Raw genomic sequence first — 21,250 nt, forward strand, 5'->3', positions numbered from 1 at the left:
TCTATTACTCTGATTACTCAGCAGTATATTTGTTAACTAGCGCTACAACTTCTTCTTCTGTTGCTTGTTGTAATGCTTCGTCTGCTAATTTCGCCATCTCTGTACGATCTAGGCGTTTGATTAGAGAACGTGATTTCAGGATGCTTGACGCGCTCATAGAGAACTCATCTAAGCCCATTCCAAGCAACAACGGTACAGCTGTTTGATCGCCAGCCATCTCGCCACACATACCAGCCCATTTACCTTCTTTATGCGCTGCGTCGATAACCATCTTCACAAGGCGTAAAATAGAAGGATTGTACGGTTGATACAAGTAGGAAACCTGTTCGTTCATACGGTCTGCTGCCATTGTATATTGGATTAAATCATTTGTTCCGATACTGAAGAAATCAACTTCCTTCGCAAACTGATCCGCTAGAATCGCTGCTGCTGGAATTTCAATCATAATACCAAGTTCGATCTTGTCAGATACGGCTATGCCTTCTGCTGCTAACTCTTTCTTCGCGCCTTCCAAAAGTGCTTTGGCTTGGCGGAATTCATTAACAGTTGCAATCATTGGGAACATGATTTTTAGATTGCCGTGAACACTTGCGCGCAATAAAGCACGTAATTGCGTACGGAATAACTCTTCATTTGCAAAACATAAACGAATCGCACGGAAACCAAGGAATGGATTCATCTCATGTGGTAAATCAAGGTACGGCAACGTTTTATCGCCACCGATGTCTAGCGTACGAACCACTACAGGTTTCCCGTCCATGCCGGAAAGTACTGCTTTATATGCTTCGTATTGCTCTTCTTCAGTTGGGAAGTTATCGCGACCCATGTACAAGAATTCTGTACGGTAAAGTCCGACTGCTTCTCCACCATTCGCGATTACACCTGTCAAATCTTCTGGTGTACCAATGTTGGCGCCAAGTTCCACGTGATGACCGTCTTTTGAAACCGTTGCTTCGTTTTTAAGTTTATTCCATTCTGCTTGTTGTGCCGCAAAATCGGATTTCACTTTTTCATAATGAGCGATTTGGTCAGCTGTTGGGTCAATAATAACATTTCCTTCCAAGCCATCCACGATAATCATTTGGTCCTCTTTCGTATCATGCGTAATTTCGCCAGTTCCCACAACCGCAGGGATTTCTAGCGAGCGCGCCATGATTGCCGAGTGAGATGTACGTCCACCGATATCTGTTACGAAACCTTTAACGAAATTACGATTCAATTGTGCTGTATCAGAAGGCGTCAAATCTTTAGCGACGACAACAACTTCCTCATCAATAAGCGCAGGATTTGGAATTGTCACGTTCAAAAGGTGCGATAACACACGCTTACGAACATCACGAATATCCGCCGCACGCTCACGCATGTACTCGTTATCCATTGATTCAAACATGCCAATAAACATGTCTGTCGTTTCTTGTAAAGCAGATTCTGCGTTCACTTTGTTGTTTGTAATATTTTCAGAGATTGGTGTAATAAGTTCTGGATCATTCAAAACTAAAAGATGCGCATCAAAAATTTGAGCTTTATCTTCGCCTAAGCTTTCCTTCGCGATGTCGCGAATCTTTCCAAGCTCCGAACCAGAAACTGCAACTGCATCCTGAAAACGTTTAACTTCGGCTTCTGTATCAGCAACTTCCGTTTTATCAAAAGATAAGTCTGGTTCCACTAATAAATAAGCTTTTGCGATAGCGATACCATCGGATGCTGCAATACCTTTTAATTCCTTAACCATTACTCAGCCAAGCCTTCTTTTTTAAGCACTTCTGTTAGGCCAACGATTGCATCTTTCTCGTCGCTACCTTCAGCGTAAATTGTGATGTCAGCGCCTTTACCAATACCTAAAGACATAACGCCCATGATTGATTTCAGGTTAACTTTTTTGCCAGTGTACTCAATTTGTACGTCTGAGCTGTATTTGCTTGCCGCTTGAACTAATAAAGTAGCTGGGCGGGCGTGAATACCTGTTTCATCGATTACTACAAAGCTTGCTTGTTCCATAATTTACATTCTCCTTCGTATAAGAAATTTTATTGTGACTTTCCTCACTAAAAAAAAATTCAGCAAAAAAAGACTATCCCTCAATTAAAAAGATTACCATGTTTTCGCACCCGACACAACTATTTGGTGCAAATTTCTCGTGAATTTCATGTTTTTTTTTTTAAAATCATCGTTTTATGGTAAACCTGTCCATTTACAGACATTTTCACCCGTCCTTTCAAGGGCTTTCATTTGCATTCCTACTGACTTTCAGGCAAAATGGAGTCAAAGTTCTATCTTCAGCGAATTGCTTTATTAACGTTTCTATGAATTGGGAGTGATAAACATGGCAAAAGCACAAGTAGGAGACATTATCGAGTTCAAAGACGGCCTGACAGGAGTCGTTGAAAAAATAAATGAAAACTCTGTCATTGTAGATTTAACACTAATGGAAAATTTCAAAAACCTAGCCATTGAAGAAAAAACAGTGGTGAACCATAAAAATTATAAGATCATACATTCCGAAGAGAAAAGCTGAATGGGCTTGTGAGAGCCGAAACAATCCGTTTAAAATGGAGGCTCTAACCTAGCAAAGCACGCTTTCACAAAAACCTCAACCAAAGGGGAGTTTTCAAAAATGGAAAAGAAAAAAATCGTTATCATCGGTGCTGGTCCGGGCGGTTTAGCCGTTGCTATGCAGCTCTCCCAGCAAGGTCATGACGTACATATTTATGAAAAAGCTGCCCAAATAGGCGGCAGGACAGCCATGCTCAAACAGGATGGTTTTTCTTTTGACCTCGGTCCTACTGCGCTGAACATGCCGAATGTCATTACGGGCTTATTTGCCGACTGTGGGCGCAACATTCAAGACTATATTAAACTCGTCTCGCTCGATCCTTTGTACAGTTTATACATGGGAGATGTCGTATTTAGCCCCTCTTCTGATCCAGTCAAAACAAAGGCAGAAATTGCTCGCCTCTTCCCAGGTGAAGAAGAACACTACGATCGTTTTATGCGCGATAATGCTAAAAAAATGGTCTACCTTCTCCCCTTGTGGCAAGAGCCGTTTCCTTCGCTCTGGTCTTTATTTCGTCTGCGAACATTGCGCGCACTCCCAAGTCTAACATTAGGTAATCATCTTGTGGATGAACTTGCCAAATATTTCGAAGATCGCAGGTTACGACTTGCTTTTTCTTTTGAAACGAAATTTTTAGGGATGTCTCCGTGGGAAACGCCTGGTGCCTTCTCGGTCATTCCATTCGCTGAACATTATTTTGGCATTTTTCATATTATTGGTGGTATTAATCGCCTCACCTTTGCGATGAGCGAAATCGTTCAAGAAAACGGTGGTCAAATTCATTTAAATCAGCATGTGCAGCAAATAAGCACGGCAAACAAAGAAATTACATCGATTACGCTGGATGGTGGCGCGGTCATTACAGGCGATTATTTTTTCCTGAATGCCGATTATGCGTACACGATGAGTCATCTTTTTACAGAATCAAAAGCACCGATCAGTCTGAAAAAATTAGCGAAAAAGAAATATTCATGTTCTGCTTTTGTGATGTACCTTGGCCTCAATACAAAATTACCATTAAATGTGCATACGGTTCTATTTCCTGATGATTTCCGGATTCATATGGATGAAATTATGCATCAACTGGCGATTCCCGACGACTTATCAATTCATCTCACATACCCTGACGCTGTCGATAAAACAATGGCACCACAAGGTATGTCCACCTTACGAATTCTCATCCCGGTTCCAAATAATGAAAGTAAGATTGATTGGGAGAAAGAGTCCCACGCCTTACGCAACAAGGTTTTTAAAATAATCGAGCGAAAACTAGCTATCACTGATTTAGAATCCCATATCGTCACCGAAAAAATGATTACACCATACGATTGGGAACATGATTATCATATTTTCAAAGGCGCCATCTTTAGTTTAACGCATCAATGGTCCCAGTTAGGTCCATTTCGTCCAAGCGAAACGCCTGCCATTAAAAATATGAAAATCGTTGGCGGCGCGACGCATCCTGCTAACAGCCTCCCTTTTATATTGGAAAGCGCTAATATCGCCGTTCAAAAATTTAATAAAGAGCACACTTAAAAAACCTGTCGCAGACCAATCATGCAACAGGTTTTTTCTTTGTATCGTTTTCTAGACTTAAATAATAGCAAATAGTGAACAGTATATTCCCCGTGAGTGTAATCGCAATAATACTCCACAACCCCATGTAGTAGCCTAACACTAGAAAGAAGGAAAGCACAATCCAATATACGAGAACTAGTTCTGACTTTAATGTTGGAAAATGGAGTTTGCCCCACTGATCCGTCAAGCTGAGCATGAAATAAATCATAAGATGCAGAATCAACCCTAACATCCACCAGTTCGCCGCATCAGTCATTTGAATAATCGTGATCGTTGGGCTTTCTGTCGCCAACTGTTTCACTTGCATCGCTACCGGTTCAATCAACATTTCAAAAACCATGACCATCGTGGCTCCAATAACCGCATAAATACCGCCGCGTAGCCAATCAATTTTTATTTTCAGCGTTATTTCCCGAGCAATAACATGCGTCCCCACAATCAGTACCAGCCAAATGAAGCCGAATGCCACCGGGATCCCGTTGATCACCAGTCCAAAATCCGTGGTCACACCGCTTCCATCCCCGCCACTTGTTAAGCTCGTTTGCATCCATTCGATACATGTACTTACCATAAATATTAAGATCGTGATCGCAGACCCTAGCCCTTTTCCGTACTGTAAAATTAAAAATATAACTGCAAAAATACCAGAGACGATAAAAAATAGTGCATGCACTGCCGTCAAACGTACTGGCAATATGTTTAAAACAATAAGTAGTACGGCTATAAAAAACATCGCCATATATAGCCACACAAAAAATCGAAATCTCTTTTCTACCATGAAGGCAATCAACTCCTATCCTCTAATTATATCGGATTTTAGTAAAACTACAATCAATTACAAAAAAATCTGTAATAAAAGAGGTTCCTTGTTGCTAAATATGTGCTTTTCTATTAAAGTATTCATAGATGGTAATGGAGTAAAGAGGTGTAAAACATTGAAAAGCAACAAGATTGATTACCGCCTGTTCATAGGAATTTTACTGGCAGCGGGGTTGATGTATGTCACATTTGAGTATGCATCGGTTTTTTGGTACTTATACGGGGCATCCATGTTATTTCTTATTAGTTGGGTTATTTTAAATGATGAATTAAAGAAACGATATTCTGTCCTAAAAAACATAATTCCAGGTATTTTTAGCGGTATTATCCTTTATATCTTATTTTACATAGGTGCACTTCTATTGAAATTCATTCCTGGAAATTTCGATGCACTCGTTGCAAAAGGATATAACAAATATGAGCCTGAATCACTGCTCATCTGGTTACTACTCGTTGTCGCGATCGTCCCAGGGGAAGAAATTTTCTGGCGCGGCTTCGTTTTAAAACGTCTAGAAAACGATTTAGTCTCCTGGATGGCAGTCCTCATTATGGCTGTTTTAAACGGGGCATTTATGTTGTTTAGCGGTAATTTTGTCATCGCGTTGGCGGCAGCTCTCGCATCCGTTTTCTGGGGCTTTATGTATGTGAGGCGTCCAAGTTTGTCTCTCGTGATTATTTCACACTGGACATTTAATTTACTATTACTACTAATTTTACCAATCTACTAAATACGAAGAAGAACTAGCAAATCATCACGCTGGTTCTTTTTTTTGAGCAAAACAGTTGAAAGTCAGTAAAGGTCAGAGTATACTATAATCATAAGGTCAAATAAAGTCAAAGTCAGACCTAATCTCAAATTTTTCGGGAGGTTATGATATGAAATGTCAAAATTGTAATCAAAATGAAGCTACGATTCAACTATATATGAACATGAACGGTCAAAAAATGGAGATGCCACTTTGTGCGGATTGTTATGCCCAACTTCGCGCATCCAGTGGAGCACGCGGTCAAAACAGTTTTTACTCCCCAATGGACGACTTTTTCGCGAATATCGCTGGACAACAACAACAAAACGCACAGCCTGAACAGAAAACTGCTGTAAAAACACAAGTAGCTGGCGGCGGACGTGGCGGTTTGCTTGGAGAATATGGAACGAACTTAACAGCTCTGGCGCGAGATGGGAAACTAGATCCTGTAATTGGCCGAGACGATGAGATTCGTCGTGTTATCGAAATTTTAAACCGGCGCAATAAAAATAATCCTGTCTTGATCGGTGAACCTGGTGTTGGTAAAACCGCTGTCGTGGAAGGGTTGGCAAATGCCATTATCGCTGGCACGGTCCCTTCTAAACTACAACATAAAGAAGTGATTTTACTCGATGTAGCGTCCCTTGTTTCGAACACAGGTATTCGCGGTCAATTTGAGGAACGGATGAAACAGTTGATTACGGAACTACAAGCCGATGAAAACACCATTTTATTTATCGATGAAGTCCACACGATTGTCGGAGCGGGATCTGCCGAAGGTTCGATGGACGCAGGGAACATCCTGAAGCCAGCACTTGCTCGTGGGGATCTGCAAATGATTGGGGCAACCACGCTAAAAGAATATCGCAAAATTGAAAAAGACGCCGCATTAGAACGTCGTTTCCAACCAGTTATCGTGGATGAACCTACGACGGAGGAAGCACTGACGATTTTGCAAGGCTTGCAAAGCAAATATGAAGAATTCCATCACGTTCATTTTGCAGAAGATGCGATTGAGGCTGCGGTGACGTTAAGTGATCGCTATATTCAAGACCGTCATTTGCCAGATAAAGCGATCGACTTGATGGATGAGATTGGTTCCAAATACAATTTAACATTGACACATATTGATCCAAATACAATCAATGAGCGGATTATTAAGCTAGAGGAACAAAAAGATGCCGCCCTGCGCAATGAGAATTACGAAGAAGCAGCTTCCGTTCGCGATGAAATTACGAAATTAAAAGAAGTGAAGTCAGAAGGTTCCACAAGCGATATACCCACGATTCATGCCGCTGATATCCAAGCGCTAATCGAGGAAAAAACAGGAATTCCAGTTGGACGCTTACAAGCTGATGAGCAGTCTAAAATGAAAAATTTAGAAAGCAATCTACAAGCGAAAGTCATCGGTCAAGAAGAAGCCGTTACGAAAGTTGCCAAAGCAATTCGTCGTAGCCGTGTTGGTTTGAAACAAAAGGACCGCCCTATTGGTTCATTCTTGTTTGTTGGGCCTACCGGGGTTGGTAAAACCGAACTTGGCCGCACACTTGCTTCCGAAATGTTTGGTTCTGAGGATGCGATGATTCGTCTAGATATGAGTGAGTACATGGAAAAACACAGCGTCTCGAAGCTGATTGGCTCCCCTCCTGGCTATGTTGGTCATGAAGAAGCCGGTCAACTAACTGAGAAAGTACGCCGCAACCCATACAGCATTATTTTACTAGACGAAATGGAAAAAGCACATCCTGACGTGCAGCATATGTTCTTGCAAATTTTAGAGGACGGCCGACTTACTGATAGTCAAGGGCGGACAGTGAGCTTTAAGGATACCGTGATTATTATGACAAGTAACGCTGGCGCTGGTATTTCTGAAGCCTCCGTCGGTTTCGCGACCACCGCTGGGGAAGCCATGAAAAAAGAATCACAAATTCTGGACAAGCTTGGCGATTACTTCAAGCCTGAGTTTCTCAACCGTCTAGATGCGATTGTTACATTCCAAAGCTTAGCCCAAGAACATCTACTTGCTATCGTCGACTTGATGCTAGCAGATTTGAATCACATGTTGGCAGCGCAAGAAATCGCATTAACTGTCAACGACGATGTAAAAGTAAAACTTGCTGAGATTGGTTATGATCCTAATTTTGGAGCAAGACCGTTACGTCGAACCATTCAATCACATTTAGAAGATGCGATTGCTGATTTTATGATTGAACAACCTGATACAAATGCACTTGTTGCTGTTTTGGATAGGGACGAAATTACCGTTCAAGCGGCAGAATAACAAAATAAAAGCATGTCGTGTTGCTCTTGTAAAGGAGCGTCATGACATGCTTTTTTTGTTGAATCGTTTAGAACCCAATAATATGATAACCGCTGTCTACGTGAATCATTTCGCCAGTCACGCCGCGAGATAAACCACTGAATAAGAACAAGGCTGTGTCTCCCACTTCTTCGGCTTGCGTGGCCCGTTTTAAAGGAGCCTTCTCTTCTACTAAAGCTAGCGATTCACTGAAACTTCCAACACCGCGCGCGGAAACCGTACGGATTGGCCCAGCCGAAATCGCATTAACACGAACGCCATCTTTTCCTAAATCCATCGCCAAGTACTTCACGCTAGCATCAAGTGCTGCTTTTGCTACGCCCATGATATTGTAATTTTTCACGACGCGTTCGCCACCGAGATATGTCAATGTTACTAGGCTTGCATCGTCTGTTAACATCTCTAAATGCTTAGCTGTACGTGCAATGGCTGTGAAGGAGTAAGCACTAACTTCATGTGCTTGCAAAAAGCTTTCGCGATTTACTTCCAAATAATCACCAGCAAGGAAATCTTTGTTAGCAAACGCGATACAATGCGCAATACCAGAGATTTTGCCGACTTTCGTTTTGATTGCTTCAAAAGCTGCAACGATCGCCTCTTCTTTATTTACGTCACATTCGATAACCAGTGGATGCTTGTTATTTTCATTTAGCGAGCCCACAAGTTCATCAATGCTACGCTTCGAACGATCATCTGCATATGTAAAAACCAGATTTGCTCCAGCCTCATTCAATGAACGAGCGATTGCCCAGGCGATGCTTCTTTTGTTTGCTACACCCATCACGACATAGTTTTTTCCCTCTAAAGATAAATTCATATGTTCCATTTCCTCCTTAAAATTACACGCTTTTCTTCATTTTACACGAACGATCGCGATTTTAAAACCTTATTACTCATTTTCTCGCAAAATTTGCGCAAGGTCTGCTGCCATTTCACTATCCCAAGCCATTTTCTCCTCGGTAAAGGGGTGGATTAATTCTAGATGACTGGAATGAAGCGCGTGGCGTTGCAACAATTCCACTGGGCCGCCATACATGCTATCACCAAGTAGCGGGTGTCCGATATGCGCAAAATGAACCCGAATTTGGTGTGTCCGCCCTGTTTCCAGTTGAATTTTAACGTGGTCAAACGTGGCATAACTTGCGACAACTTCATAATTTGTCTTGGCATATTTGCCATCAGGAACGACGGCGCGCTCAATAAGGCTCTCTGGATTCCGACCAATTGGGGCCACGATACTATCAGGTTTCGCCTTCATATTTCCAGAAACGAGCGCCTGATATTTCCGTGTAACATGCCCATTTTGATGCAAAGTGCTAAGCCTTCCATGTGAAAATCGTGTTTTGGCAATCAGCATCAAGCCCGATGTTTCCTTATCCAGCCGAGTAACGATATGAATCGCTGAATCAATGCCGTTGTTCAGATAATGACCTTTTAAATGATTGGCGATAGAACCACTAGGATGATACTGCGACGGAATACTTGTCATTCCAGCCGGCTTATCTAAAACAAGGATAAAGTCATCCTCAAACACGATATCAAGCGCTCCGAATTCCGCAAGCAACCGTTCATTCTCCTGCTCTTTCGGAAAAGTAATCCGCACATGCTCCCCCGTTTTCACACGATAAAGCACATTCTCTTCGTTTCCATTCACCTCAATCTTTCCATCCTCCGAAAATTTCACAGAAGTAAGAAGAAGCTTAGAAACATGTTTATTTCGTAAAAAAGTGCGCAACATCAGATTATCTTCCTCCGCCACGACATGCCATTCTAAATACATGATTATACCTCTTTTGTTTATGTTTATATTTATTTAGATCTTAGCTCTACCGAGTAAGATCTAAAATTCTGCTACCGACAAATTGAGCGAAAGCGTGTGTATTCAGGAGATTCGGTGGAAGCCGGAAGCGGAGCGTACTTGTGTACGTGAGAACCGGAAGTCCGCCGAATCTCCTGAATGCGAACGCTTGCCGCCGATTTACATCACATATACACCTATTCCTCAATAAACGAGTCGTGTACCCTTTTCCAAAATGGAAACGATCGGAATCGCGCAAACATCACTTTTTGCTGGGCGACGTCATATCTAATCTCGTGAACATCGCGATGCAGAATACTCAAGTGATCCATCGATACTTGAAAATCTTTGTCGTTTACTGGCTTTAATGTTACGGAATGGTGTTTTGGTAAAATAAGTGGTGAACCTATCGTCCGGTATACGCGATTGTTGATCGATGCCATCTCGGTCAACTGCATGGCCTCAATGGATGGATGCATCAGTGCACCACCCAGCGCTTTATTATACGCCGTTGTTCCAGAAGGCGTCGACATGCATAAGCCATCACCACGAAAACGCTCAAAGTGAGAACCGTTGATTTCAACATCCACAACGAACGGCCCGCCGGAACTTTTCACGGTAGATTCGTTAAGCGCTAAATAGACTTTCTCTTTACTACCGCCATATTTAATCGTCGTTTTTAAAAGTGGATAAGCCGCTGTATCATATTTTCCTTCGACAATCGCAAAAACTAATTTTTCCGCCTCGGATGGGCGCCAGTCTGCATAGAATCCCAAATGACCGGTATGAATGCCGACAAAAGTTACTTTATCCAAACGATGTTGGTACTCATGGAAAGCCGCGAGCAACGTTCCATCCCCACCGATAGAAATCACAATCTCGGGTTCTGCCTCATCATATTCCATGTCAAAATCATCGAAATAACCGATCATTTTGAGGCGTAACAGATCCGACTTTTCATCACCTCTTGACGTGACTACATACTTCATCATTACTTCTCCCCTATTCTTTACACAGACGAATCATCCCATTAATTTTTTGGCAATGTATGATGGTTCGCATTTTTGTCTTTTGGCACTTCTTTATTTTTTGTGAAGTAGACCTGCGCTTCTTGCACTTCTTCACGAATTTCGCTCATTTCTTCGTCCAGTCGAAACGCGGCTTCGGCTGCACGCTTTAGCCGTAGATTAATATCTTCTGGAAATTCACCTTGATATTTATAGTTCAGCGAGTGCTCGATTGTCGCCCAAAAATTCATTGCCAACGTTCGGATTTGAATCTCAGCTAAAATTTTCTTCTCACCTTGTACCGTCTCAACTGGGTACTCAATCACCACATGATAGGAGCGATAACCACTCGGTTTTTTATTTGTAATGTAATCGCGTTCTTCAATAATTCGAAAATCATTGCGCTGGCGTAGTAAAGAAACAACGACATTAATGTCATCCACAAACTGGCACATCATTCGAAGTCCTGCAATATCTTGCATCTCCTCCACTAGACGATCCAGCGGAATATCCTTCTTGTTCGCTTTATCCAAAATACTCGAAACAGGCTTCACGCGGCCGGTCACGAACTCGATTGGCGAATGATTATTGGCTAATTGAAACTGTGAACGCATTCCCTTTAGTTTAATTTTCAGTTCTTCCACTGCTTGTTTATATGGCGCTAAAAAATCTTCCCAATGATTCAAAACACTCACCTCATATGTCGATTTTCATTATGTGATAAACTTGCTCGCCTTCTATTTTAGCATATTTGTGAGCCTTTTCCTCCTATTTACATCTATCTTTTTTGATTTCCGTTATTTGTGTTAAAATAGAGATATCAGTCCATCGAGGAGGACATTTAAAATGACAATGACAAAGCTACGTGAACTACTCGAAAACGGTCACTATCCCGCTGCAAAAAATGTCGCCGAAAAAGCGCTTCAATTTGATCCAGACAATGCTCTTCTGAACTATTATGCCGCTTGGAGTTGTGATGGTTTAAGCTTAGAAAACGCAGCGATCCCTTACTATGAAAAAGCACTCGTTTTAGGTTTGCCGCCTGAGGATCTTGCAGATGCTTATATTGGCTTGGGTAGCACATACCGCGCAGTTGGTAACTACGAAAAAGCCGGAGAAACTTTTCAAAAAGCGCAGACCGATTTCCCAGAAAACAAAGCGATCGCCGTATTTGCAAGCATGGCCTTATACAACGCGAAAAACTACAAAAATGCGATGTCGCTATCAAGATCATCGGCGAAACATCTAATGATCCAACGATCGTCGCTTATAAAAAAGCAATTCTCAACTACGCGGGCGATCTGGATGCCACATGGAATTAATTTTAAAAAGGAGCGTGTATCCATGAGTAAAGAGCTAGAAATTGAATTCAAAAATATGCTGATAGAAGACGAATATCAGCTATTAATCCACGAATTCCGCTTGGAAGATAAAGACTTCTTCACACAAACGAACTATTATTTCGATACTTCTGAGTTCAAACTAAAAGAAAAACTGGCAGCATTACGCATTAGAAAGCGAGCAGTCAATTATGAACTTACTTTAAAAACGCCCGAGCAAATAGGGCTGCTTGAGACAACACAAATTTTAGCAGAAGATCAAGTGACTGCAATTCTAGATGGCGCTAATATTCCTGTTGGTCAAGTCCGTGATACATTAAAAGCACTTGGAATTGATCACGAAAGCCTCCTCCTGTTTGGTTCCCTTACGACCACGCGCGCCGAAATACCTTACAAAAATGGATTGCTCGTCTTTGACAAAAGTTTTTACAGCGACACGCATGATTTTGAATTAGAATACGAAGTTCCTGACTTTGAAAAAGGACAGATCCTATTCGATCTCTTTTTATCCGATCACAACATCCCAAAACGGCCAACAAAGAATAAAATAATACGTTTGTATGAAGCAGTTTATACCGAAAAATAAATACCGCACTCTCACTGGTTGATCGCGCATACATTGATTATATTTCTACCTTGTCTATCCATCCAATGTAACAATTTCGTCAAATTTCGATAATGATTTTTTAGGTTTTTGATGGCAATCATTTGTTAAATGAAGCTTCCACTGCTAAAATATAGTTATGGTAGTATGAATGATGTCATGACATATTCAGCAAACAGCCTCGTCAGAAAATAGACCATTCGCATATACTTTGTCTAATCAAGAGAGATTAGAATCTGAAAAACAGGTGATAGCAATGATAAACCAAAATTTATATCTTCAATCGGTCTGTAATAGCAAGCCTATTGAGATTTATCTATTTTTCGACCCGGCTTGTACGGATTGCTGGAATATGGAACATACGATACGGAGGTTGCAGATGGAATATGGCAACTACTTTAAGTTGCGCTATGTCCTCCATAATAACCTGCAAACGGTGATGAATCGGCAGAAACGAAATGCCTGTACGATTCCACAACCTGAAATGGCCCACATGTCTTATATTTCCTGCTTAGCTGTGAAAGCCGCTGAACTTCAAGGGAAGAAACAAGGCATTGATTTCTTGCGCAAACTACAAGAATCCCATTTTATCGATGAAAAAGATATTTCTGAAGCTGATGTTCTATACGAAACCGCTCGAATGGTTGGACTTGATTTGATTGAGTTCAAAAGCGATCTACAGTCTAATCTCGCTAAGCGTGCCTACATTGGTGATCAAAAAGTGGCGCATGAGATGGAGATCGACGAAAACCCAACGGTTGTCTTCTTCAATCGAAATATTGAAGATGAGGGCTTAAAGATTAGCGGCTTGCATCGTTATGATGTATATGTGCATATCCTTTCCGAGTTGCTCAATCACTTCCCAGAACCAAAAGCAACACCAACGCTTGAGGAATACATGGAAGAAGTCCAGATTTCTACAACGAAAGAGATAGCTAGTTTATATGCTTTACCTGAGAAACAAGTAGAACGTCAAATGAAGAAGTGGCGTTTGCAACAAAAAGTTACAATGGTCGACTCTAAAGATGGTCAAACGCTTTGGAAATACGTCGCTCTATAAAAAATCAAAAAAGATGAACCTTTACCTGTCTCCTTGTGTGGAACAGGCGAAGATTCATCTTTTTTGATTGCGCTATACTGTTTTTTCTCTAATTGGAACAATATGATTATTTCCCCAATTATTCTCGTACTCCCATCCTGTCAACTCTTCTACTACTTCTTTTGTATGTTGGTCCACTGTTTCCATAGAACCACCTTCTTGGAGACGTGCAATTTCATTTAACAAAACTTTGTGATTCGCTCTCGTTAATTTAAACTTGCTTGAGATAAATAGACCAAATAGCGCGAAGACAATTGTACCAATACCGAACACAATGATGATACCTCCAATCGCACTACTCGATTGAACCGCTTGCTTCGAAACAAAACCAAAGCTTTCTAAAAAAGCACCAACTAAAAGAATCGCCACAGATTGCACGAACTTCCGCGTAAATGTCATCATACCTGCAAATATACCTTCTCGTCTTTTACCTGTCAGCATTTGGTCGACATCAGCCACAAAACTATAAATATTCCAAGGTACATAGAAAGTCCCGCTTCGGCCAATCCCCATGATAATCGAAACCACATAAAGCATCAGCAAAATTTGGGCGACGGCAAAATAGTAAATCGCAATGAATCCTAATATCCCACCAATAACTGTTGTTAAAGCAATTTTATAAGCCGCTCCATTTCCAAATTTAATACAGAACCATGCGAAAATCGGTACAAATATAATTTGAACGACAGCCATTGTACTCAAAAGCTTAGACGCCAACACCGCATCTTGACCAATAGCAAACGCTATGAAAAAGGCAAAAGTGGCGCCGAAGATATCTTGCGCGAGAAAAGCACCCGTATACATAAGTACGTGTAAGCGGAATGTTTTCACTTTAAACGTGGAAATCAGTTCTTTAAACAGATATCTCATGTCATTTCTAAAGGAATCCTGCTCCTGCTCACTCTCTACAACAGGCTGTTCCCAAGTAAATTTGTATAAGCAAAACATAATAATCGCGTAAATAATAGAAAAACAGATCCCCATCAATAGGAATGACGTTGGAGAATCTTCCCCATAAATTTGGATTAATACGCCCGGCAACCATGAAGCTAGGAAAGTCGCTCCTTGTGAAAATAGCAAACGAACTGTCGTTAACTTAGAACGCGTATTGAAGTCTCTCGTCATCTCAGCTGGCAACGTCTCGTATGGCACTGTGATTAGTGAAAATACAAATCCAAACATAACGTAAGTAAGTAAATAATACCAATAACCACCGAATCCAACGGTCCACATCAATGCGTAAGTTAAAGATAGTGGCATACCGATTAGGAAGAAAAAGCCCCGTCTACCGAAACGTTTTCCTAATTTCGTTTTATAAAAGTTATCTGTAACGTAGCCCATCAATGGATCAAAGAAAGCATCGACAAAACGACCAATTGCTACAATCGATGTCGCTTGCACAGGCGTCAAGCCAGCAATATTCGTATAAAAAAAGATTAACCATAAACCTGCGATGGCAAACGCTCCACCACCAAATACATCACCCGCACCATAGGACAAAATTGTCTTAAAGCCTATTTTTGGATTTGCTGTTCTATTTATCATGTTCATAACTCCCCTTTATTTTGATGTGTCCGTTAAACACCGGAATATGCTGAAAATCCGCCATCTACTGGAATAACTATGCCCGTTATAAAACCAGATGCTTCCTCATTCGCTAAAAACTCAAGCGTTCCTAGAAGTTCCTCTGGTTCACCAAAGCGCTCAAGCGGCGTATGGCTAATAATTTTTTCCGCCCGATCCGTTAGCTGACCATCCTCCGCAATGAGCATTTTTTCATTTTGCGTGGTTAGAAAGAAACCTGGGGCAATGGCGTTGACACGAATACCGACCTTTGACATATGCACCGCTAACCATTTCGTAAAATTACTAATCGCTGCTTTTGCGCCGCTGTATGCAGGAATTTTCGTTAACGGTGTATCAGCATTCATGGAAGAAATATTGATGATCGAACAACCGGCTCTCCCAATCATGTCTTTAGCAAATACTTGTGTCGGCAACAATGTCCCCATATAATTCAAATGAAAGACGGATTCAACCCCCATTTCCTTCAAGTCAAAAAACGTTTTTAGCGTTGCATCGTGCAAATCTTCTGCAGCAAAATATTCTTTAGAAGTCGTACCATCTGGGTGATTACCACCAGCCCCGTTAATTAAAATGTCGCAAGGTCCGAATACTTCCAAGACTTGCTTATGGGCCGCCTCCAAACTCGCTCGTTCGAGTACGTCAGCTGCTAAACACATGGCTTGTCCACCGGATGCTTGTATTTCTTTTGTCACAGCATCACCCTTCACTAAATCGCGACAGAGAATCACAACTTTTGCCCCACGCGCTGCCATTCGCTTTGAAAAAGAAACACCTAGAACACCCGATCCACCAGTAATGACAACCACTTTATTTTTTAAATTTGCTTGGCTCATTTTATGCCTCCATATATGTTGAAATTTTGGAATTTGCATCGTTCTTTTTTCTAACAGCCTCCCAAAGCCCTCCGAGGTAAACGGCTCCTAGTGCGCGGTCATATAGCCCGTATCCTGGTTTCCCAGTTTCTCCCCAAATCATTCTGCCGTGGTCTGGCCGAATCGGACCTGCAAAGTCGATATCTGATAGTGCCTTAATAATTTCATACATATCAATCGATCCATAAGCAGACATGTGCGCGGATTCCTGAAAATCTTGGTCACCAGTGCGCTTAATATTACGTGCATGCATAAAATGAATTCTCTGCTTCTTCCCAAAATAGCGAATCATTTCTGGTAAGTCGTTGGTCGGACTCGCTCCCAGAGAACCCGTACAAAAGCAAAGCCCATTGTGAGCGCTATCCACGATATTTATGAAGCGCGTTAAATTTTCTTTATTCGTGATAATACGAGGTAGCCCAAAAATCGACCATGGTGGATCATCTGGATGAATCGCCATTTTTACGTCTACTTCTTCCGCAACAGGAATGATTTTCTTAATAAAGTAAGTGAGATTTTCCCATAGTTGCTCCTCATCCACGAAACGATACTGATCAAATAGTATTTCCAAATCTTCTTTGCGATAGCTTTCATCCCAACCTGGTAGACTCAGCTCGCCTTGAAGTGGGTCCATTTTTTCAACGATTGCTTTTTCATAGCTAAGACAAGTTGATCCATCTGGTAACGGATAATCTAAGGAAGATCTGGTCCAATCAAATACAGGCATAAAATTATAACAAATGGTTTTAATACCACAGCTTGCCAGATTACGAATCGTTTGTTGATAGTTTTCAATATAGCGCTCTCTCGTTGGCAAACCTAGTTTAATATGCTCGTGCACTGGTACACTTTCAATCACTGATAACACAAGGCCTTTACTTGTTATTTTATCCACTAGCGCTTGAATTTTTTCGACGGACCAAACTTCGCCAACTGGCACATCGTAAATCGCAGACACAATTCCTTTCATTCCTGGAATCTGTCGTATATAATCTAGTGAAATTGGGTCACTATCCCCATACCATCGAAATGACATTTCCATCTTGTTTACTTCACTCCTGTTCCTCTTTCAATTCCTCAGCCATTACAGCTCTATTTGAAAATAATTTTTCGCGTTATAAAACGAGATATCTTGTACCATTTGACCGACAAACTCGTAATCTCGAGGGACTTCACCAGCTTCCATCCAGCCGCCAATGAGCTGACAAAGAATGCGCCTGAAATACTCATGTCGCGTATAGGATAAGAAACTCCGTGAATCCGTCAACATCCCAACGAACGTACTAATTAATCCAGCTTCCGCCAAGGCTGTCATCTGCTGCATCATGCCTGTTTTTTTATCGTTATACCACCAACCAGAGCCGAACTGTATTTTGCCTTTTTGCCCGCTTGCTTGGAAGTTTCCAATTGTGCTGGCAATTAAATCGTTGTGATTCGGATTTAACGTATAAATAATCGTTTTCGGTAAGCAATCCTTCCTTTCTAAACTATTTAAAAGCTGATTCAACGGTTTCGCTAATGGAAAATCATTGATCGAATCGAACCCACTATCTGGGCCCAATTCGTTAAAACGTTTCGTGTTGTTATTACGAATCGCACCAATATGCCATTGCATCACCCAGCCTAACTCGCTATATTGCGCTGCTAAAAATTGTAGTAAGAACGTCTTATACTGCTTTTCTTCCACGATGTTCAATACCTTTCCATCACAAGCTTTTGCAAATAGCGTACTCGCCTCCGTCAAAGTGACCGTTTCGTAAAAGAGAAACTCAAAACCATGATCAGCAACGCGGCAACCAACTTCATGAAAATATTGAACACGGTTCTCTAATGCCTGTAAAAAATCTGGAAGTTCCGTTATCTCCCTGTTTGATACCGCACCAAGTTCTTCCACGAACAATTGGAATGTCGGTTTGTTAATTTCCAAAGCCCGATCCGGACGGAATGTTGGTAGTACTTTTGCTTCGATCGCTTTATTATCCGCCATTTGCTTGTGGTATTGGAGGGAATCAACGGGATCATCCGTTGTACAAATCACTTTCACTTGGCTGCGCTGAATAATGCTTTGCGGGCGAAGATCCTCGAATTGCAATTGCTCTTGACAGTGATTCCATAAAAACTCCCAATCAGCCGCCTGAACAACACCGTCAAAATTAAAATAACGTTTCAATTCCATATGTGACCAGTGATACAGCGGATTCCCTATCGTATACGGTAATGTTTCTATCCAAGCTCGGAATTTTTCTTTATCGCTCGCATCACCTGTAATCAATCGTTCGTCGACACCGAAACTACGCATCGCTCGCCACTTATAATGGTCACCCGCTAACCAAATTTGAGTGATGGTATCAAAGGGCTTATTCTCTGCAATTTCCTTTGGGCTCAGATGACAGTGGTAATCATAGATTGGCATCTTTTTCGCGTAGTCATGGTATAAGATTTTGGCGCTATCTGAATCTAATAGAAATTGCTCATCCATAAAATGCATCATGCGCCTTCCTCACATTCGGATACAAGAAAACAAAAACGGCCAGCTTGTGACTCCAATTTTTTCCCATTAACAAAGAGTGGTCTTTTTTCATTCGCCGGTAAATAAAAGTTCATTTGCTCGTACGGTAGTTGATAGCCGCCTGTTTTCGTTACACGCACATCGATTTGATTCGTCGCAACTGTGAGTACAAAATGAATTTTCGCACAACTTGTATCAGAAATAACAGAGACACCATCGTCTTCAAATAACGTATACTCACTTTGACCCTCAAGCGCGTGAGGAAACAGCTTCATCCCTCTCGTTTCTTTTCTTGTCGCAAACGTCACTTGATCATCGTTCATCGGAATCATACTGCCAGCTTTTACAAGTAAAGGTGGTTTATCAAAAGGCGCTGGTAATAGGACTGTTTGACCGCCTTCATACCAATTTTCAGTATGATAGTCATACCAGCCATCTACACATTCTGGTAAATAGACTTGCCTTGTCGTCGCACCTTTGTCTACAACGGAAGCCACTAACATCGCGTCACCTAATAGAAAGTCATCACTTGGCTCAAATGTTTTTTCATCTCCACCAAATTCATAGAAGACTGGACGAATAATCGGGCGATAATACGCGTGTGCTTCATAAAGGGCATTATATAAATACGGTGTCAACTGGTAGCGAAACTTGATTAAATGTTTAATATCTTCCGCTACTTCTGGATACATCCACGGCACATTGACAGTTTGATCTGAATTCCAAGAATGAATCGTGAAACGTGGATGGAATATCCCATTTTGCACCCAGCGAACTAATAATTCTGGTTCCGGTGCAGGGCCAGCGAAGCCACCAACATCATGACCAATATTATAAATACCAGATAAACTTAAGCCTAATCCCATTTTGATATTGTATTTAAGGGCTTTCCACTCGGTATAATTATCTCCTGACCAAGTTTGTACATAGCGTTGCATACCAGGACAGCCCGAACGAGAGATGAGATAAGGGCGCAAATGGGGCGCATACTCCTTCTGTGCTTCATACGATGCCTTCATCATTAATAACGGCTGAATAGCTCGAACCAGTTCAAAATCAATCCCCGCGCCAAAACCGTTACACTTAGCGTCTTTCGTCCAAATCTCGAACTCGTTATTATCATTCCAAGTAGAATCAATATTTAATTTTAAAAGCTGTTCTGTTACTTGCTCTTTCCACCATGCGATCGTCTTTTCATTCGTAAAGTCTAAGTAGGCACCAGTTTCATCCCAAAATTGGGCTTTCTCCTCCGCTGTTCCTGTGGCATCTTGGATAAACATATTTGCTTCAGCTAACGCTTGATACTTTGGGTGATCCGTTAGCAAACACGGTTTAATGTTCGCACAAAGTCGAACGCCCTTGTCATGGAACGTTTGAAAAAGCTGCTCTGGTTCTGGGAATTTATCTTTATTCCAATGGAAGACATAACGCTTATCTTCAATCGATGTATAGCCCGATGATAGTTGGAAAGAATCACAAATGATATCGTGTTCTTCGCATAACGCAAGAAACTTATGTAACTGTACTTGCGCATCTGGTGCATCCGTATACGTCATCGTTGAGCCCGAATAACCGAGGCTCCATCTTGGCGCAAAAATTGTTTGGCCTGTGAGCCATGAAAATTTCTCAACCACTTGTTTCATATCTGGTCCAAGGATAATATAATAATCTAAATCACCGTCAACGGCTTGATAATAGCGATACAAACCATGATAATTATCCATTTCATTCCCCATATCAAAAGTAGACTGTGACATGTTGTCATAGAAAATCCCAAAGGAAATTTTTGTTTCGGGCTGGTAAGTCAAATAATACGGGATATGCTTATACAAAGGATCCGTCGTTTCCGCATCATAGCCCATTGGGTCTAAACTATGCATCCGGTAGCGTCTTCCGTGACGATTCATTTCCCCACTTTTCTCTCCAAGACCGTAATACTGCTCCCGGCGATCTCTTGCCAAATAATGATAGATGCCTTCACCTAGCGATCCATCAAAATTGTAGGCCTGTGTCGCCCGATCCTGAGCAAATTGTCTGAATTCACCACTTTGCTCATCACGCGCATACCAAGTGATTTGGAAACCCTCTAAACGAATCGCTACTTTCATCCTCGCCGTTTCGATGTAAAAATGGTCTGCCCCTTGCTCCGTTTTATACGCTGGTAAAGAAAATAAGCTTGTATCTAGGCGATCTCGTCCGTTAAATGGGACGTCCTCTAAGCCTGGTGCGACTAGCCACGTTTTATCTATTTTTGGCTGTTCGCCTTTTGTGACAAACACCCGCACGATATCCTCTTCTAAAACATAACAACGTGCATCTATATTTTCTTCAGGTAGCTTAAATACGAGACAATTATCCTTCTCCTCTGTTAACTGAAATAAATAACTATTTTTTATAGACAAATTATTCACATCCCT

The 21,250-nt window shown here is 41.5% G+C and carries 18 protein-coding genes and 1 pseudogene; 7 read left to right on the top strand and 12 right to left on the bottom strand.

The features are described from left to right. Positions 1-13: 13 nt before the first annotated feature. On the bottom strand, positions 14-1,732 hold the full coding sequence (gene ptsP / locus HCJ54_RS00795; RefSeq protein ID WP_036064090.1) for a phosphoenolpyruvate--protein phosphotransferase: 1,719 nt from the start codon (positions 1,730-1,732) through the stop codon (positions 14-16). Continuing rightward, on the bottom strand, positions 1,732-1,998 hold the full coding sequence (locus HCJ54_RS00800) for a phosphocarrier protein HPr (RefSeq protein WP_036058844.1): 267 nt from the start codon (positions 1,996-1,998) through the stop codon (positions 1,732-1,734). Before HCJ54_RS00800 ends, ptsP begins: the two co-directional genes overlap by 1 nt. Before the next feature lie 325 nt (positions 1,999-2,323). On the opposite strand from HCJ54_RS00800, the gene HCJ54_RS00805 reads away from it, so the two are divergent. Then, positions 2,324-2,515: a YkvS family protein gene (locus tag HCJ54_RS00805; RefSeq protein ID WP_036064088.1), complete on the top strand. Its 192-nt coding sequence runs from the start codon at positions 2,324-2,326 to the stop codon at positions 2,513-2,515. A 99-nt stretch (positions 2,516-2,614) separates the two neighbouring features. Further along, positions 2,615-4,090: a phytoene desaturase family protein gene (locus HCJ54_RS00810; RefSeq protein WP_187136270.1), complete on the top strand. Its 1,476-nt coding sequence runs from the start codon at positions 2,615-2,617 to the stop codon at positions 4,088-4,090. Positions 4,091-4,109: 19 nt separating this feature from the next. On the opposite strand, the gene HCJ54_RS00815 is transcribed toward HCJ54_RS00810, so the two are convergent. Further along, positions 4,110-4,910 (bottom strand): DUF422 domain-containing protein, encoded by an 801-nt coding sequence (locus tag HCJ54_RS00815; RefSeq protein ID WP_187136271.1) that lies wholly within the window; start codon positions 4,908-4,910, stop codon positions 4,110-4,112. A gap of 157 nt (positions 4,911-5,067) precedes the next feature. Between HCJ54_RS00815 and HCJ54_RS00820 the strand changes: the two genes are divergently transcribed. Together HCJ54_RS00820 and HCJ54_RS00825 are read left to right on the top strand one after the other, a co-directional pair. Next, positions 5,068-5,679, top strand: coding sequence for a CPBP family intramembrane glutamic endopeptidase (locus HCJ54_RS00820; RefSeq protein ID WP_187136272.1), 612 nt, complete (start codon positions 5,068-5,070; stop codon positions 5,677-5,679). Positions 5,680-5,827: 148 nt separating this feature from the next. Continuing rightward, entirely contained in the window at positions 5,828-7,978 is a 2,151-nt protein-coding gene (locus HCJ54_RS00825; RefSeq protein WP_187136273.1) for an ATP-dependent Clp protease ATP-binding subunit, read from the top strand. Positions 7,979-8,045: 67 nt separating this feature from the next. Here HCJ54_RS00825 and fabI read toward each other — a convergent pair whose 3' ends face one another. The 4 genes from fabI to yjbM all read right to left on the bottom strand — a co-directional run bounded on the left by fabI (position 8,046) and on the right by yjbM (position 11,508). Next, the gene (gene fabI, locus HCJ54_RS00830; RefSeq protein ID WP_036064082.1) at positions 8,046-8,834 is read right to left on the bottom strand and encodes an enoyl-ACP reductase FabI; all 789 of its coding nucleotides are present in this window, start codon (positions 8,832-8,834) and stop codon (positions 8,046-8,048) included. Positions 8,835-8,906: 72 nt separating this feature from the next. Next, complete coding sequence (locus tag HCJ54_RS00835) at positions 8,907-9,797, bottom strand: RluA family pseudouridine synthase (RefSeq protein ID WP_187136274.1); 891 nt, start codon at positions 9,795-9,797, stop codon at positions 8,907-8,909. Positions 9,798-10,012: 215 nt separating this feature from the next. Beyond that, complete coding sequence (locus HCJ54_RS00840) at positions 10,013-10,804, bottom strand: NAD kinase (protein WP_036064079.1); 792 nt, start codon at positions 10,802-10,804, stop codon at positions 10,013-10,015. A gap of 41 nt (positions 10,805-10,845) precedes the next feature. Next, positions 10,846-11,508 carry a GTP diphosphokinase gene (gene yjbM, locus HCJ54_RS00845; protein WP_036064077.1) on the bottom strand — a complete coding sequence of 221 codons (663 nt, stop codon included), beginning with the start codon at positions 11,506-11,508 and terminating at the stop codon, positions 10,846-10,848. A gap of 166 nt (positions 11,509-11,674) precedes the next feature. Between yjbM and HCJ54_RS15350 the strand changes: the two are divergent. The 3 genes and pseudogenes from HCJ54_RS15350 to yjbH form a co-directional block, all read left to right on the top strand. Continuing rightward, positions 11,675-12,022: pseudogene (locus HCJ54_RS15350) on the top strand (tetratricopeptide repeat protein); the annotation flags it as partial. Positions 12,023-12,166: 144 nt separating this feature from the next. After that, positions 12,167-12,748, top strand: coding sequence for a CYTH domain-containing protein (locus tag HCJ54_RS15355; protein ID WP_222712935.1), 582 nt, complete (start codon positions 12,167-12,169; stop codon positions 12,746-12,748). A gap of 274 nt (positions 12,749-13,022) precedes the next feature. After that, positions 13,023-13,826: a protease adaptor protein YjbH gene (gene yjbH, locus HCJ54_RS00855; RefSeq protein WP_187136276.1), complete on the top strand. Its 804-nt coding sequence runs from the start codon at positions 13,023-13,025 to the stop codon at positions 13,824-13,826. 72 nt (positions 13,827-13,898) lie between these two features. Here yjbH and HCJ54_RS00860 read toward each other — a convergent pair whose 3' ends face one another. Genes HCJ54_RS00860 through HCJ54_RS00880 form a run of 5 tightly spaced genes read right to left on the bottom strand, consistent with a single transcriptional unit; the run spans position 13,899 to position 21,235 of the window. Next, positions 13,899-15,410: an MFS transporter gene (locus tag HCJ54_RS00860; RefSeq protein WP_222712936.1), complete on the bottom strand. Its 1,512-nt coding sequence runs from the start codon at positions 15,408-15,410 to the stop codon at positions 13,899-13,901. Between the two features lie 32 nt (positions 15,411-15,442). Then, the gene (locus HCJ54_RS00865) at positions 15,443-16,285 is read right to left on the bottom strand and encodes an SDR family oxidoreductase (RefSeq protein WP_187136277.1); all 843 of its coding nucleotides are present in this window, start codon (positions 16,283-16,285) and stop codon (positions 15,443-15,445) included. A gap of 1 nt (position 16,286) precedes the next feature. Continuing rightward, positions 16,287-17,366, bottom strand: coding sequence for a mannonate dehydratase (gene uxuA, locus HCJ54_RS00870; protein ID WP_187136278.1), 1,080 nt, complete (start codon positions 17,364-17,366; stop codon positions 16,287-16,289). Positions 17,367-17,408: 42 nt separating this feature from the next. Next, positions 17,409-18,815 (bottom strand): glucuronate isomerase, encoded by a 1,407-nt coding sequence (gene uxaC, locus HCJ54_RS00875; protein WP_187136279.1) that lies wholly within the window; start codon positions 18,813-18,815, stop codon positions 17,409-17,411. Further along, a complete protein-coding gene (locus HCJ54_RS00880) occupies positions 18,812-21,235 on the bottom strand; it encodes a glycoside hydrolase family 31 protein (RefSeq protein WP_187136280.1) in 2,424 nt (807 codons plus the stop codon). Before HCJ54_RS00880 ends, uxaC begins: the two co-directional genes overlap by 4 nt. Positions 21,236-21,250: the final 15 nt, after the last annotated feature.

The organism is Listeria grandensis, from assembly GCF_014322885.1.
In the GTDB taxonomy this organism is placed as follows: Bacteria; Bacillota; Bacilli; order Lactobacillales; family Listeriaceae; genus Listeria_A; species Listeria_A grandensis.